This window comes from Burkholderia sp. BCC0398, from assembly GCF_902833245.1.
GTDB classification, from domain to species: domain Bacteria; phylum Pseudomonadota; class Gammaproteobacteria; order Burkholderiales; family Burkholderiaceae; genus Burkholderia; species Burkholderia sola.
The window spans coordinates 616418-631607 of record NZ_CADFEM010000001.1 but is presented as its reverse complement, the minus strand read 5'-3'; the positions used below and the strand labels follow the sequence as shown (position 1 = coordinate 631607).

The following is a 15190-nucleotide window of genomic DNA, read 5'->3' as shown; positions in this document are numbered from 1 at the left end:
GGGCCGGCGCGAGCGGCGCCTGCCCGGCCGACTGGAGAATCCTTGATGAAAATTTCCGTGCTCGTTCCGACCTATCGGCGTCCCGCCGACCTCGCGCGCTGCCTGCTGGCGCTGCAGCGGCAGCAGCGGCTGCCCGACGAGGTGATCGTCGTCGCGCGCCCGGAGGACGACGCCACGCACGAACGGCTCGCCGATCCGGCGGTCGGCGGCGCGCTGCCGCTACGCATCGTGCCGGTCGAGGTGGCCGGCCAGGTCGCCGCGCTGAACAAGGGGCTCGACTCGGTGAACGGCGACATCGTCGCGATCACCGACGACGATGCGGCGCCGCACGCGGACTGGCTCGCGCGCATCGAAGCCGCGTTCCTGTCCGATCCGCGCGTGGGCGCGGTCGGCGGGCGCGACTGGGTGCACGAGAAGGGCCGCTTGCTCGACGAATCGCGCGAGCTCGTTGGCCAGCTCACGCTGTCGGGCAAGATCATCGGCAATCATCACCTTGGCGTCGGCGGTGCGCGCGCCGTCGACATGCTCAAAGGCGCGAACATGAGCTACCGCCGCGCGGCGATCGAACGGCTGCGCTTCGACACGCGGCTGCGCGGCGCCGGCGCGCAGGTGCACAACGACATGGCGTTCAGCATGGAGGTGCAGCGCGCGGGCTGGACGCTGCTGTACGACCCGGCGATCGCGGTCGACCATTTCCCGGCCGAGCGCTTCGACGACGACCGGCGCGATGCGGCGTCGCTGAACGCGATCAGCAACGGCGCGTACAACCTGCAACTGACGCTGCGGGAGCATCTGCCGCCGGTACGGCGCGAGATCGCGTGGTGGTGGTGGACGCTGGTCGGCACACGCGTCTATCCGGGCTTTGCGCACGTGCTGCTGGCGCTGCCGACCGCGCGGCGTGCCCGCGTGCTCGCGCACTGGCGCGCGGTGCGCCGCGGCGCGCGCGATGCGCGTCGCACCGATCTTGCCCCCCATCGTGCGGCGATGCCGCCGGTGACGTCTTGAACGGCCTGCGCGCCTCGCGCGCGGCCATGCCCGGAGGGCTCGCATGACCACGAAGGCTGCAACGAACGTTCACGTCCATCTGTTCTACGGCGCCGATCCGCGTACCTACCGGAAAGGCGACGACATCGGCTGCCTGTACGGCTATCACCACGCCGAATCCGACGAATTCCGGCTGACCTATTCGCAGGACGGCCGCGAGAACCGCGTCGTGAGCCTCGCGCGCCGCGCGCTGAAGGCGGCGCTCGGCTTCGATATCGTGCATGCGTGGCGCAACCGCGCGACGCTGCTCGCGACCGACGTGATCTGGACGCATACCGAGCAGGAGCATCTGGCCGCCGCGCTGATCCTCAAGCTCGCCGGCGCGCAGGGCAAGCGCCCGCTGCTGCTCGCGCAGAGCGTGTGGCTGTTCGACAAGTGGGGCAGCTTCGGCGGCCCGCGCCGCTGGCTGTACCGCAAGCTGCTCGCGCGCGCCGACGCGCTGACCACGCTCGCCCGCGACAACGCCGACCTGTGCCGCCGCATCCTCGGGCGCGAAGCCGAGTTCGTTTATTACGGGCTGAACACGCAGGATTTCCCGCCGGTCGAGCCGCGGCAGTGGCAGCCGAACCGGCCGCTGCGGATCGCCGCGATCGGCAACGACCGCGATCGCGACTGGCGCACGTTCCTCGCCGCGTTCGGCGGCGACGAACGCTACGACGTGCGGCTCGCGACGCGCCGCCGCGTGCCGCGCGAATGGCATGCGCCGAACGTGAAGATCGGCCCGGCGTCGGGGCTCGCGAAGCAGCACGAACTGTACGCGTGGGCCGACGTGATCGTCGTGCCGCTGCGGCCGAATTTCCATGCGTCGGGCATCACCGTGATGCTCGAGGCGGCGGCCGTCGGCAAGCCGATGATCGTGTCCGACGTGGGCGGCCTGAGCGACTACTTCCCGCACGATACGGCCGCCTATGTGCCGGCGTTCGACGCGCAGGCGATGCGCCAGGCCGCCGATCGCTTCGTCGCCGATCCGGCGGCGGCGCTCGACTGCGCGCGGGCCGCCGCCGCCTGCCTGCGCGAGCGCGACCTGACCACGCAGGCGTTCGCCGAGCAGCACGTGCGGATCACGCGCGACATGCTGCGCCGGCGCCGCACGCCCGCGGCGGCCGGCGTCGCGATGCCGCTCGCCGATTCGCACCCTTCGTCGCAGTGAGCGCGGATCGATGAGTACGATTGCCGCCGAACGCGCGCCGTCGCGCACCCGCAGCTGGTTCGCCGAACCGAAGCACTGGGCCGGGCAGGCCGGGCTGTGGACGTTGACCGCCGCGCTGATCGCGATCCACCAGGGCAAGGTGCTGACGCTCGCGTTCCCGGTGCTGGCCATCGGGGTCGGCATCTGGCTGTATTTCAAGAGCCCGGCGCGCTATGTCGGCTTCATGTGGTGGGTGTGGTTCCTGAGCCCGGAAGTGCGGCGTCTGGCCGACTGGTCCAAGGGCGCGTTCACGCCGACGAGCCTGATCCAGGTCGCGCCGCTCGCGGTGACGATGATCGCCGGCCTGGGGCTCATCCGGCATTACCGCGTGCTCGCGCAGCGACGCGGGATTCCGGTGCTGCTGATCCTGTTCGGGCTCGTGTATGCGTACCTGGTCGGGATCGTGTCGAGCGGCGTGATGGCCGCAACCTACGACCTCGCGAACTGGCTGTACCCGATCCTGATCGGCTTTCACATCATGGTGAACGCGCGCAACTATCCGGAGTATCGCGACGTGCTGCTGTCCACCTTCATGTGGGGCATGCTCGTGATGGGCGTGTACGGCGTCGTGCAGTACTTCGTGATGCCGCAGTGGGACGTGCTGTGGATGGTCGGCTCGCAGATGGGCTCGCAGGGTGAGCCGGTGCCGTACGGCGTGCGCGTGTTCAGCACGATGAATTCGTCCGGGCCGTTCGCGTTCGCGATGATGGGTGCGCTGGTGTTCGTGCTGGTCGCGCCGCAGAAGATCCGCTGGTTCGCGGGCGCGGCCGGTTTCGTGTCGTTCGCGCTGTGTCTCGTGCGCTCGACCTGGGGCGGCTGGGTGATCGCGCTCGCGATCCAGCTCGTGCAATCGAGCAACCGCGTGCGGATGCGGATCCTGATCAGCGGCGTCGTGCTGGTCGGGCTGTGCGTGCCGCTCTTGACCGTCGGGCCGGTGGCCGACCGGCTCGGCGCGCGCCTGCAGTCGATCACGAACCTGAAGGACGACCGCAGCTACGACGACCGCAACAAGTTCTACGCGACCTTCGCGCAGACGGCGTTCACCGACGTCGCCGGCGAAGGGATGGGCGCGACCGGCGCGTCCACGAAGCTGTCGAGCGACAGCGGCGAGCTCGGCAAGTACGGCAGCTTCGACAGCGGCGTGATGAACGTGCCGTTCGTGCTCGGCTGGCCCGGCACGCTGCTGTATCTCGCCGGCGTCGTGATGCTGTTCGGCCGCACGCTGCGCGCGGCGTTCAAGCTGCGCCAGGACAAGTTCGTCGGCGCGTGCCTGAGCCTGTGCCTGTCGACCTTCGCGATGCTCGTATTCACGAACTCGCTGATCGGCACCGGCGGCCTGCTGATGTTCACAGCCATTTTTTCGATACTTGCCGCGGCGCACTGGCAGAAGGCGCAACGCCTGCTGGCCGCCGCGCGTTCACGGGGAGGCGACCATTGAGAATCGCGATCGTCACGCACGTCGTGCGACATAACGACGGGCAGGGCCGCGTCAATTACGAAATCGCGCGCGCGGCGCTGGCCGAACACTACGAGGTCACGCTGGTCGCGTCGCATGTCGCGCCCGAGTTGCTGGCCGATCCGCGCGTGCGCTGGGTGCCGGTGAAGGTCGGCGGCTTCTGGCCGTCGAATCTCGTCAAGCAGCAGGTGTTCGCGCTGAAAAGCGCGGCGTGGCTGCGCGCGCACCGTGGCGAATACGACGTGCTGCACGTGAACGGCTTCATCTCGTGGATCAAGGCCGACGTGAATACCGCGCACTTCGTGCACGGCGGCTGGTTCAAGAGTCCGTACTATCCGTTCGGACCCACCAAGGGGCTGTGGTCGGCCTACCAGTACGTCTATACGCGTGTGAATACCGTGCTCGAGCGCTGGGCGTACAAGCGTTCGCGCGCGATCACGGCGGTGTCGCAGAAGGTGGCCGACGAGATCGCCGGGCTCGGCATCGACAGCGGCAAGATCAGCGTGATCTACAACGGCGTCGACGGCAGCGCGTTCGCGGGCGCGCAGGCCGATCGCGCGGCGTTCAAGCTGCCGGCCGACGCGTTCCTGCTGCTGTTCGTCGGCGACCTGCGCACGCCGCGCAAGAACCTCGGCACCGTGCTGAAGGCGCTGACGAAGCTGCCGGCGAACGTGCATCTGGCGGTGGCAGGCTATCTGCCCGGCAGCCCGTATCCGGAAGAAGCGCGCGCGCTCGGCATCGATTCGCGCGTGCATTTCCTCGGGCTCGTGAAGAACATGCCGACGCTGATGCGCTCGGTCGACGCGTACGTTTTCCCGTCGCGCTACGAAGCGATGAGCCTGTCGCTGCTGGAGGCGATGGCGGCCGGTCTGCCGGTCGTCACCGCGCGCACGGCGGGCGGCGCGGAAATCATCACGCGCGAATGCGGGATCGTGCTGGAGGATCCGGACGATCCGGCCGCGCTCGCGCAGGCGATCGGCGCGCTCGCGGCATCGCGCGACACCTGTCGCGCGATGGGCGACGCGGCCCGCGAACTGATGACCCGTTTCGGCTGGGCGCACATGGGCGCCCAGTACGTCGCGCTTTACCGGCGCATCGGCCAACCCACGCAGCCGTCCGCGTTCGAGCGGGTCGAGCATGCAATCACGCAGGAGCAACCGTGATGTCCCACTCTTCCCGGCCGATCAAATCGTTGCAGATCGGCATGCACTGGTTCCCCGAACGCGCGGGCGGCCTCGACCGGATGTACTACTCGCTCGTCGGCGCGCTGCCCGGCGCGGGCGTCGAGGTGCGCGGGCTCGTCGCCGGCTCGCCGAAGGTCGCCGACGACACGGGCGGCGCGATCCAGGGCTTCGGGCCCGCGTCGCAGCCGCTCGCGCGCCGGATGCTCGCCGCGCGGCGCGCGCTGCGCGACGAGATCCGCAGCGAACGGCCGGACGTGATTTCGTCGCACTTCGCGCTGTACACGTTCCCGGGCCTCGACGTGACGCGCGGGATTCCGCAGGTGTCGCACTTCCAGGGGCCGTGGGCCGACGAAAGCCAGGTCGAGGGCGCCGCGTCGCTCGGGCAGCGCGCGAAGCGCTATCTCGAACAGGCCGTCTATACGCGCTCGTCGCGGTTGATCGTGCTGTCGCAGGCGTTCGGCCAGATCCTGACGCACCGCTACGGGATCGATCCGTCGCGGGTGCGCGTGATTCCCGGCTGCGTCGATACCGCGCAGTTCGACACGCCGCTCACGCCGGCCGAGGCGCGGCACAAGCTGCAACTGCCGCAGGACCGGCCGATCGTGCTCGCCGTGCGCCGGCTCGTGCGGCGCATGGGGCTGGAGGACCTGATCGACGCGATCGGCATCGTCAAGCGCCGTCACCCGGACGTGCTGCTGCTCATCGCCGGCAAGGGCAAGATCGGCGAGGAACTGCAGCAGCGCATCGACGAAGCGGGGCTGCAGGACAACGTGAAGCTGCTCGGCTTCGTGCCCGATCATCATCTCGCGGCGCTGTACCGCGCGGCGACGGTCAGCGTCGTGCCGACGGTCGCGCTCGAGGGCTTCGGGTTGATCACCGTCGAATCGCTGGCATCCGGCACGCCGGTGCTGGTGACGCCGGTCGGCGGGCTGCCGGAGGCGGTCGCCGGGTTGTCGAACGATCTCGTGCTGCCGTCGACGGGCGCCGATGCGATCGCCGAAGGGCTCGGCGGTGCGCTGTCAGGGGCGATCACGTTGCCCGACGAGGTCGCGTGCAAGCGCTATGCGCGCGATCATTTCGACAACGCGGTGATCGCGCGACGCGTGGCTGGCGTGTACGAAGAGGCGATTCAGGCGGCAGGCTGAACGCTCGCGGCGCGCAGCGGAGCCGCAGCGCGACCGAAAGCCGGACCGGCGCGCGTGCGCGGCCGGTTCGCATGCCGGCCGCCCGTCTGGGGCGGGCCGGCTTTTCCCGTTCCATCCGCACGACCGGTGCGCATCATGCGCGCCGCAGCGTCGCGGCCCATACGCCGAGCGCGGCCACGCTCACCCCCGCGCCGAGCACGCACACGCCTGTCCATCCGGCGCGCGCATACATCATCGTTGCCGCGATCGCACCGAGCCCGCTGCCGGCCGAATAAAACAGCATGTAGCAGCCGACGAGGCGCGCATGCGCGTCCGGCCGCGCGCCGAGAATCATGCTCTGGTTGACGACGTGCACGGCCTGTCCGCCGACGTCGAGCAGCACGATGCCGACGATCAGCAGCGCAATCGACGTAGTGCCGAATGCGAGCGGCAGCCACGCGCACGCGAGCAGCGCGAGTGCGGCGCCGGTCGTCGCTTCGCCGCGCCCGCGATCCGCGAGCCGGCCCGCGCGCGCGGCGGCCGCCGCACCCAGCGCGCCGACGAGGCCGAACGCGCCGATCTGCGTGTGCGACATCGCGTGCGGCGGCGCGCTCAGCGGCAGCACGAGCGCGCTCCAGAAGATGCTGAACGCCGCGAACATCAGCAGCGCGATCGTGCCGCGCACGCGCAGCACGCGTTCTTCGCGCAGCAGCGACACCATCGAGCGCAGCAGCGCCGCGTAACCGATGCGTTCGCGCGGTGCGTGCCGATCCGGCAACAGCCGCGACAGCACGACGAGCATCGCGATCGCGAGCACGCCCGATACAAGATAGACGGCCCGCCACCCGGCGATGTCGGTGACGACGCCCGCCACCGAGCGCGCGGCCAGCAGCCCGACCACGACGCCGCCCTGCGCAGCACCCACTACGCGGCCGCGTTCGCCTGCGCCGGCGAGCGCGGCCGCGCACGCGATCAGCCCTTGCGTCATCGCGGTGCCGAGCAATCCGACCGCGACCATCCCGGCCAGCAGCGCGACGCGTGTCGACGCGGCAGCCACGCCGATGCAGGCCGCGGTCAGCAGCAGAAGCTGCACGGCGATCAGGCGCTTGCGGTTCAGCAAGTCGCCGAGCGGCACGACGAACAGCAGCGCGAGCGCGCAGCCGAGCTGCGTCGCGGTGACGACGCCGCCGACGGCGGCCTGCGACACGCCGAAATCCCGCGCGATCGAATCGAGCAGGGGCTGCGCGTAATAGACGTTCGCGACGCTCGCCGCGCAGCAGACGGCCAGCAGCGCGACGCGCGCCGACGACAGGCGGCCGCCGTCGGCCGGATGGGCCGCGTCGGTTCGCGCGTTCGATGCAACGGTGCCGGAACGGCAGGATGACTCCATGGTTGCCTCACGCAATGGAGTTGCAATTTGAAACTTGTTTGGAGTGTAGGGAAAGTGGTTTTAAAATGCAACTTGTTGGGTGACGGGCCAAAGGCCCGCGCACGGATGGTCGGCATGCCTGCGAAGGCGCCGGCGCAATTGTGGAGAGGAAGATGGCCAGGCAGAAAAGTCTTGCGGATTCGCCGTGCCCGGTGGCGCGCGCGACCGATATCGTCGGCGATCGCTGGGCGTTGCTGATCGTGCGCGATGCGTTCGACGGCGTGCGCCGCTTCGGCGATTTCCGCGCGAGCCTCGGCGTCGCGAGCAACATCCTGTCCGACCGGCTGAAGCGGCTGGTGGACGCCGGCGTGTTCGACGTCGTGCCGGCGTCCGACGGCACCGCGTATCAGGAGTACGTGCTGACCAAAAAGGGCGAGGGGCTGTTTCCGGTCATCGTGATGCTGCGGCAGTGGGGCGAGGTCAACCTGTTCGCGCGCGGCGAGCCGCATTCGGTGCTGGTCGACCGCGGCACCGGGCGCGCGATCCGCAAGCTCGCGCTGCGGCACGACGACGGCCGGCCGGTGAAGGCGGCCGAGACTATCGTGAAGAAGATCGGTGACGAAGCGGGCACGACGCGTCGGTGAGCGCGGTGCGCGGCGACCATCGGCTGGACGCGCAGCGCGTTCATGCGCGGTACGGCCTCGCACGGAACGGACAGCGGCGGTCGAAGCTCATTCGGCCGTAATGCCACGGCGCGAGCGAGCGCCGCATCCGCTATCGCGGGAAAACCGGCGTCGCTGGGCCGTTCAGTGCCGTCCGCCACGCCAGCGTCCCGGCGCGACGCCGAAGCGCTTCGTGAACGCATGCGTGAACGTGCTTTGATCGGCGAAACCGACGCTGCCCGCGATGTCGACGAGCGAATGCCGGCCGTCGGCGAGCAGCACGACCGCTGCGTCGAGCCTCAGCCGCTGCAGGTAGCGATGCGGCGTTTCGCCGAACGCGTCGACGAACAGCTGATGAAACCGGCGCATCCCGTAGCCGCAGTGCGCGGCGAGATCGGCGATGCGCAGCGGATCGGCGAGCCGCTCGCGCAGCCAGCGGTCGATGCGCGCGAAATCGAGGCCCGACGCGGGCGCGGCAATGCCGGCATCGTCGAGCAGCGCATCGCACAGGCGTGCGGCGGCCTGCCACTGGAAACGGTGCGCGGCCGCCTGCCGTGCGTCGCCGGCCGGCGCATCGTGCTGCACGGCGACGGCCGCGACCTGCGCGACGAGCGACGTGAGCGCCGGGGCGATCGACACGGCGCGCGCATGGTCGAACAGCCGCTGCGGCACCGCGAGCGATGTGGCGGGCAGGTCGATCACGAGCTGGCGATTGTCGCCGAGGCCCGCGTAGTCGTGGCGCGCGCCGGCCGGAATCAGCCAGGCCGCGTGCCGGTCGATGCGCCGGCCGACCCCGTCCACCGCCATCACCATCGCGCCATCGACGCCGAGCACGACCTGGTGGAAGTCGTGCACGTCCGACGCTTCGCACGTGGCGTAGCGGCGCAGCGCGATGGCGGGGGAGGCGATGCGTTCCATCCGAAGGAAGCGGCCGGATGCGGGGTCAGACGTCGAGCAGTTCGACTTCGAACACGAGCGTCGCGTTCGGCGGAATCACGCCGCCTGCGCCGCGCGGGCCGTAGCCGAGTTGCGGCGGAATCGTCAGGCGACGCACGCCGCCGACCTTCATCCCTTGCACGCCTTCGTCCCAGCCCTTGATGACCATGCCGCCGCCCAGCACGAACGCGAACGGGTCGTTACGATCCTTGCTCGAATCGAATTTCTGACCATCGGTCAGCCAGCCCGTGTAGTGGACGCTGACGGTCTTGCCGGCTTGCGCTTCCGCGCCGGTGCCTTCGGTCAGGTCTTCGTACTTGAGGCCCGATTCGGTCGTGATGACGGACATGATTTCTCCTGAAAGAGCGTGACGTAAAACCGCTATTGTAGGCGAGCGCGCAGCGGGCCGGCGCGTGCGGATTTCGCGCCGCCGTACGCGTGTCGGCAAGCGTATCGCCCAGCGTGGCGGAGCGCCGCGCGCGGGATCGCCCGACACGCCATTGGAACGCGCGTTTGAATTTTTCGCGCGTCGCGGCGCCGAGGTTGCACCACGCGAGGGCGCCGAGTGTATGAATCGATGCGACCGGCACGCGTTGCCGCAGGCTGCACGACCGTTGCCGGATTCCACGGCACGCCCGCCACACGAGGCTTGCGGGCGGGCGGCGCGGCGCCGAACCGGTTCCGGCGCGTCACCCGTACGCCAACCCGCGCGTTCGAATCGCGACCTGTCCGGGCGCCGCTCGCGCGCCGTTTTTTACGCCGTTCCGACCGTGCCCTGTTTGGAAGCGCGCATCTACCGCGCGGCTTGCGTGCGCCGGCGCGCGCGGCCTATCTTTACATCTGTCGATGTCAGGATTTGGCGGCGCGCGATGTGCCGCCCGGGCTTGCGCCGGCTGCGTCGGACGATGCGCCGGGCCGCTCCGCAACAGGAGAACGATGAACATGAAGTCAGCCGCTTCCGCCACCGCAGCCGGCATCATGCCGGTGCGTCGCGACCTGCGCTTCGACCTGCCGGTCGACCGCGCGAAGGACTGGCATGGCCTCGGGTCGCACGTGACCCATTTCTTCAACGCGCTATCGCTGCTGTTTCCGGCCGGCGAGCGTTTCTTCATGGATTCGGTGCGCCACTATCGCGACCGGATCGACGATCCGGTGCTGAGGCAGCAGGTGCTCGGCTTCATCGGCCAGGAGGCGATGCACACGCGCGAGCACGTCGAATACAACGAGCTGATGCAGGCGAACCGGCTGCCCGCGCGCAAGCTCGACAAGCGCGTGTGGACGGTGCTCGGCTACCTGAAGCGCAAGCTGCCGCATTCGATGCAGCTCGCGCACACGGTGGCGGCCGAGCACTATACGGCGATGCTCGCCGACTGGCTGCTGAGCGACCCGACGCGCCTGGCCGGTTCGGTCGAAGGCTACCGGCAGATGTGGCTGTGGCACGCGCTGGAGGAAACCGAGCACAAGGCCGTGTCGTTCGACGTGTGGAATGCCGCGATGAAGCCGGGGCTGCGCCGTTACCTGATCCGCATCGGCGTGTATCTGCTGACGACGCTGACGTTCTGGCCGACCGTGTTCCTGATCCATGTGACGCTGCTGTGGCGCGATCGCCGCGCCGGCCATCACGTGCGCGGCCTGCTGCGGGTGCTCGCGTTCCTGTACGGGCCGCGCCGCGGGCTGTTCCCGCGCATCGCCGGCGAATGGCTGAGCTTTTTCCGGCCGGGCTTCCACCCGTGGGATCACGACAATCGCCACCATCTCGCGCGGGTCGACGCGCTGGCCGCCCGCTACGGCCAACACGGCGGCACGCCGGCCGGCCGCGGCCGCGCGAACGCGCCGGCGCCGCTCGCGTCGGGCCGCTGACTGGGCCACCCGCCGCACGGCGGGGCGCCGCGCATGTTGCGTGCGTGCATCATCTGACTGCTTCCGACGATTGACGCAAATCAACCGGAACCGGTTGCCCGGGCGCCCGCTTGCCTGGCCGAGCGGTTGCGCACGCATGCGCCGGCACGCCGATCAGACGTGCGCCGCGTCGCGCGCAATCGCCGCGCGCCAGCGCCGGCGCGGCTGTGCGCGCACGGCGCCGGCCCTTTCCACTCGCGCGCCGTGCCCGCCTCCGGGATAACACCCATCCAGCCGCAGGCCGGCCGCATCGATATACCGTTCATGGCAACGTCGACCGCCGGCGCGATTCATGCGCAGGGGGATTTTATTCGGACGGAAATACGGCCAATATGTCGGTTCGATCGTGTCCGTCGTACGCGGCGGTGAGCCGGCGCGCGATACCAACGCCAAGCGGGGAACAACGATGGTTGCAAGGTCACCCGACGCAAACGGGCAGGCGGCGCCCGAGATGACGGACGTGTCCGTCACCGCTCCCGAGGCCGGACGCAAGCTGTTCGTGATCATGCGCACGCCCGACGAGCCGTTGCTCGCACAACTGCGCGGGCTCGGCTGGGAGATCGCGGTCGCGAAGACGGCCGGCGCCGCGCAGAACATGACCTCCGGCGTGAGCGTGGCCGCCGGGCTGGTCGATTTCACCGGGTTCACGTCGCGCGACTATCCCGCGCTGAAGATGTGCCTGAGCCAGCCGGCAATCGGCTGGATTTCCATCGCGCAGGCCGGCATCACGATCGGCCCCGCCGTGCGCGAACTGATCCGCAGCTATTGTTTCGACTACGTGACGCTGCCGCTGCCGTACGAATGGATTTCGCACGTGCTCGGCCATGCGCGCGGGATGGCCGCGCTCGATCGCGTCGACGGCGCCGCCTATGCGGCGTCGATCGGCGAACACGGGATGATCGGCAATTGCGAGGCGATGCAGCAGTTGTTCAGCACGATCCGCAAGGTCGCGAAGACCGACGCGAGCGTGTTCATCTCGGGCGAGTCGGGCACCGGCAAGGAACTCACGGCGCTCGCGATTCACGAGCGCTCCGGCCGCGGCAAGGGGCCGTTCGTCGCGATCAATTGCGGCGCGATTCCGCATCACCTGCTGCAGTCGGAGCTGTTCGGCTATGAACGCGGCGCGTTCACCGGCGCGAACCAGCGGCGCGCGGGCCGGATCGAATCGGCGAACGGCGGCACGCTGTTTCTCGACGAGATCGGCGACATGCCGGTCGAAAGCCAGGCGAGCCTGCTGCGCTTCCTGCAGGAAGGCAAGATCGAGCGGCTCGGCGGGCAGGAATCGATCGCGGTCGACGTGCGGATCATCTCGGCCACGCACGTCGATCTCGACGGCGCGGTCGAGGCCGGGCGCTTCCGCGCGGATCTCTATCACCGGCTGTGCGTGCTGCGCATCCACGAGCCGCCGCTGCGCGCGCGGGGCAAGGACATCGACATCCTCGCGCACTACGTGCTGCAGAAATTCAAGGCCGACAGCGGTCGCAAGATCAGCGGCTTCACGTCGGCCGCGCTCGACGCGATGCGGCGCTACGAATGGCCCGGCAACGTGCGCGAACTGATCAACCGCGTGCGGCGCGCGATCGTGATGGCCGAGAGCCGGCTGCTGACGCCGCACGATCTCGGGCTCGAGACGCCCGGGGAAACCGAACCGGTGACGCTCGAACAGGCGCGGTCGCTGGCCGAGCGCACCGCGATCGAGAACGCGCTGCTGCGCAACGACCACCGGATCAACAAGGCCGCCGCCGAACTCGGCATTTCACGCGTGACGCTCTACCGGATGATGATCGAGCACGGGCTGAACGATCACGACAACACCGGCGGCAACGGCGGGAATGGCGACAGCGGCGGGCACGACGGCGCGCCGTCGGACGACGCGGGGCATCAGCGGGTCGGATGAGCGGCGCGCGCGATGCGTGCGGCGCGGCTCACCGATAGGTCCACAGCCGATGCAGCACGAACGTGACGGGCGGCACGCACAGCACGACCGCGACGATGCTCCATGCGCGGGCGAGCCCGAGCGCGTCGGTTGCGTGCGCCAGCAGCATCGTCGCGGCGAGGCCGGCCATCGCGACCGCGAGAAAGCGCACGAAGTTGCCCCACGTCACCGGCGACGAAAAACTCCACAGCGTGTTGGCGAGATACGAGAACGCGGTCGAACAGACGAACGCGGTCGCGTTCGCGATGACGGGCGTCGCGTCGAACAGCGCGAACATCGCGGCGGCGATCAGCGCATGCAGCGCGGTCGAGCCCAGGCCCGACACGCCGAAGCGGATCAGTCTCGCGCGCTCGGCGGCATGGAAGGTACGGATCATCGTGGGCGGGGGGCGCGAGGTTGCGTGAAATCGCGTGAAGCGGTGTCGCAGTATAGCCATGCGATCGGCCGCCGCGTCCAGCGTCCGGCAGCGACGGGCGGTGCGTCTTGCCGCAGCCGGGCATGTAAAGCGCATGAAACATTTCGCGTTGGCCCCCACGCGAATTTCCGCGACGAACCGGGTCGATCGGCCAGTCCGCCGCCGGTAAAAATTCCGCGCTCCATTGTTCAGCCTTATTCCGCAAGGCCCCGCCGTTGCGCGGCCGGCGCGTGCCGCGGCGCCGATGTTTCAGTTTCGTAACTTCCGGCATTCCGCGCCCGTTCCGGCCGCCAGCCGGTTCGGTCACCGCCTTGTCCGGCCGGGCTTGCGCAGCGCTGGCCCGCTCCTTGCGATGAAGGGCATGCGAGAGTCGACGGCGCGAGATCCGTCCGGTCAGGCAGCGAAAGCCGCCGCGATCGACCAGGATGCAGTCCGCGGGGATGCGGCGGCCGGGCGCGGTGCAGCGGGCCGCGTCACGGCGAGCAGGAAACGTCGTCGCCCGATCGCCGGGGCATCGGCATCGTCCGGTTGCCGGAACAAACATCAGACAGCAAACGGGGTAGAAAAATGATCGATCATCACACGCCGCGGTCCGCAGGCCGCGATCGCAGTGATTCGGGACATCGCCGCTCGAACGTCGCGCTTGCGGCCGACCGGCATGCGACGACAGGCCATCTCTCCGCGCCCGGTGCGAGGCGGATCCGGCTGCTTGCCGGTCATCCGCGCCGGGTCGGCACTTTCCTGCACGCGAATCCGATCCGCATGGGCATGTGCACACGGGCGCCGATACCGCGACGTCCGATCTTCGCCTATTGACGCGAGCGGCACGACGTTCGTTCGCACGGCCATCATTTCCGCGAACGATTGATCCGTTATCCGAACGATGGTCGACGCATCGTGCTGCACGCGATGCAGGAAGACAGGCATTCGATGCAACGGCGAACCACGCGCCGCCGTTGCCATCCGGTTGAAGGGGAGGGGCGGTCGGACGCGCGCGACGGAAGCAGTAATCCGTACGCGCGCGACGCCGTTTTTCAACCGCCGTAGATGTCGAAGTCGAAGTACTTCGACGCGAGCCGCTTGTAGGTGCCGTCCTTGACCATGTCGGCGATCGCGCGGTCGATCTTCGCCTTCAGGTCGGTGTCCTCCTGGCGCAGGCCGATGCCGGCGCCGATGCCGAGCACCTTTTCGTCGACGAGCTCGGGCCCGACGAACGTGTAGTTCGCGCCGCGCGGCGATTTCAGGAATCCGATCGCGGCCTGCACTTCATCCTGGAGCGCCGCGTCGAGGCGCCCGGCGATCAGGTCGGCATACACGCCGTCCTGGTTCTGGTACGACACGACGTTCGCGCCTTGCTTGCCCCAGTACGCCTTCGCATACGTCTCCTGCGTCGTGCCCTGCTCGACGCCGATCGATTTGCCCTTCAGCGATTCGGCGGTCGGCAGCAGCGACGAGCCTTTCTTCACGACGAGCCGCGTCGGCTGGTTGTAGATCTTCGTCGTGAAGCCGATCTGCTGCGCGCGCTGCGGCGTGATCGACATCGACGACAGCACCGCGTCGAACTTCTTCGCTTTCAGCGCCGGAATCATCCCGTCGAAATCGTTCTCGAGCCACACGCATTTCGCTTTCAGGCGCGCGCAGATCTCGTTGCCGAGATCGATGTCGAAGCCGACGAGCTTGCCGTCCGGCGCCTTCGACTCGAACGGCGCGTAGCTGGCGTCGGTGCCGAAGCGGATCGTGGTCCAGTCCTTCGCGATGGCGGGGCCTGCGGATACCGCGAGCAGGGCGATCGAAACGGCGGCAATCAGTCTCTTCATGGTGCGTTCCTTGGCGTGGTGCATCCGGGTTCTGGGCGACACGGTTTCCACGGACACGACCCGCGCCGTGACGCGGTGTCCGCACGGTCATTAACGCAGAAAATAAAATAAGAGTCCAGAATGGACAAAAAATATCGATTGAGCGGATCGGTGTGACGA

Annotated in this window: 14 protein-coding genes; 8 read left to right on the top strand and 6 right to left on the bottom strand. The window is 69.0% G+C overall.

Annotated elements, in window-relative coordinates:
- Positions 1 to 45 precede the first annotated feature (45 nt).
- From HWX76_RS02790 to HWX76_RS02770, 5 genes are read left to right on the top strand one after another with little or no spacing between them, the layout of a single operon-like run.
- On the top strand, positions 46 to 1005 hold the full coding sequence (locus HWX76_RS02790; protein WP_089489122.1) for a glycosyltransferase family 2 protein: 960 nt from the start codon (positions 46 to 48) through the stop codon (positions 1003 to 1005).
- A 43-nt stretch (positions 1006 to 1048) separates the two neighbouring features.
- A complete protein-coding gene (locus HWX76_RS02785; RefSeq protein ID WP_050017957.1) occupies positions 1049 to 2194 on the top strand; it encodes a glycosyltransferase family 4 protein in 1146 nt (381 codons plus the stop codon).
- A 10-nt stretch (positions 2195 to 2204) separates the two neighbouring features.
- Positions 2205 to 3671 carry a glucose-6-phosphate isomerase gene (locus tag HWX76_RS02780; protein ID WP_050017958.1) on the top strand — a complete coding sequence of 489 codons (1467 nt, stop codon included), beginning with the start codon at positions 2205 to 2207 and terminating at the stop codon, positions 3669 to 3671.
- Positions 3668 to 4852 (top strand): glycosyltransferase family 4 protein, encoded by a 1185-nt coding sequence (locus HWX76_RS02775; protein ID WP_050017959.1) that lies wholly within the window; start codon positions 3668 to 3670, stop codon positions 4850 to 4852. Before HWX76_RS02780 ends, HWX76_RS02775 begins: the two co-directional genes overlap by 4 nt.
- Positions 4852 to 6018, top strand: a complete 1167-nt coding sequence (locus HWX76_RS02770; protein WP_050017960.1) for a glycosyltransferase family 4 protein — start codon at positions 4852 to 4854, stop codon at positions 6016 to 6018. The genes HWX76_RS02775 and HWX76_RS02770 overlap by 1 nt, the downstream gene beginning before the upstream one ends.
- A gap of 133 nt (positions 6019 to 6151) precedes the next feature.
- Here HWX76_RS02770 and HWX76_RS02765 read toward each other — a convergent pair whose 3' ends face one another.
- Entirely contained in the window at positions 6152 to 7387 is a 1236-nt protein-coding gene (locus tag HWX76_RS02765; protein ID WP_124631282.1) for an MFS transporter, read from the bottom strand.
- Between the two features lie 152 nt (positions 7388 to 7539).
- Between HWX76_RS02765 and HWX76_RS02760 the strand changes: the two genes are divergently transcribed.
- Complete coding sequence (locus HWX76_RS02760; protein ID WP_124631283.1) at positions 7540 to 8010, top strand: helix-turn-helix domain-containing protein; 471 nt, start codon at positions 7540 to 7542, stop codon at positions 8008 to 8010.
- Positions 8011 to 8172: 162 nt separating this feature from the next.
- Here HWX76_RS02760 and HWX76_RS02755 read toward each other — a convergent pair whose 3' ends face one another.
- Positions 8173 to 8946, bottom strand: coding sequence for an AraC family transcriptional regulator (locus HWX76_RS02755; RefSeq protein ID WP_124631284.1), 774 nt, complete (start codon positions 8944 to 8946; stop codon positions 8173 to 8175).
- A 25-nt stretch (positions 8947 to 8971) separates the two neighbouring features.
- The gene (locus tag HWX76_RS02750; protein ID WP_006479474.1) at positions 8972 to 9313 is read right to left on the bottom strand and encodes an FKBP-type peptidyl-prolyl cis-trans isomerase; all 342 of its coding nucleotides are present in this window, start codon (positions 9311 to 9313) and stop codon (positions 8972 to 8974) included.
- Positions 9314 to 9906: 593 nt separating this feature from the next.
- On the opposite strand from HWX76_RS02750, the gene HWX76_RS02745 reads away from it, so the two are divergent.
- Entirely contained in the window at positions 9907 to 10824 is a 918-nt protein-coding gene (locus tag HWX76_RS02745) for a metal-dependent hydrolase (RefSeq protein ID WP_050017978.1), read from the top strand.
- Between the two features lie 445 nt (positions 10825 to 11269).
- Positions 11270 to 12760 (top strand): sigma-54 dependent transcriptional regulator, encoded by a 1491-nt coding sequence (locus HWX76_RS02740; protein WP_050017964.1) that lies wholly within the window; start codon positions 11270 to 11272, stop codon positions 12758 to 12760.
- A 28-nt stretch (positions 12761 to 12788) separates the two neighbouring features.
- Here HWX76_RS02740 and HWX76_RS02735 read toward each other — a convergent pair whose 3' ends face one another.
- The 3 genes from HWX76_RS02735 to HWX76_RS02725 form a co-directional block, all read right to left on the bottom strand.
- Entirely contained in the window at positions 12789 to 13175 is a 387-nt protein-coding gene (locus tag HWX76_RS02735) for a GtrA family protein (RefSeq protein ID WP_089489124.1), read from the bottom strand.
- A gap of 582 nt (positions 13176 to 13757) precedes the next feature.
- Positions 13758 to 14141 carry a hypothetical protein gene (locus HWX76_RS02730; RefSeq protein WP_160300535.1) on the bottom strand — a complete coding sequence of 128 codons (384 nt, stop codon included), beginning with the start codon at positions 14139 to 14141 and terminating at the stop codon, positions 13758 to 13760.
- 107 nt (positions 14142 to 14248) lie between these two features.
- Positions 14249 to 15031, bottom strand: coding sequence for an ABC transporter substrate-binding protein (locus HWX76_RS02725; RefSeq protein WP_089489721.1), 783 nt, complete (start codon positions 15029 to 15031; stop codon positions 14249 to 14251).
- Positions 15032 to 15190 lie beyond the last annotated feature (159 nt).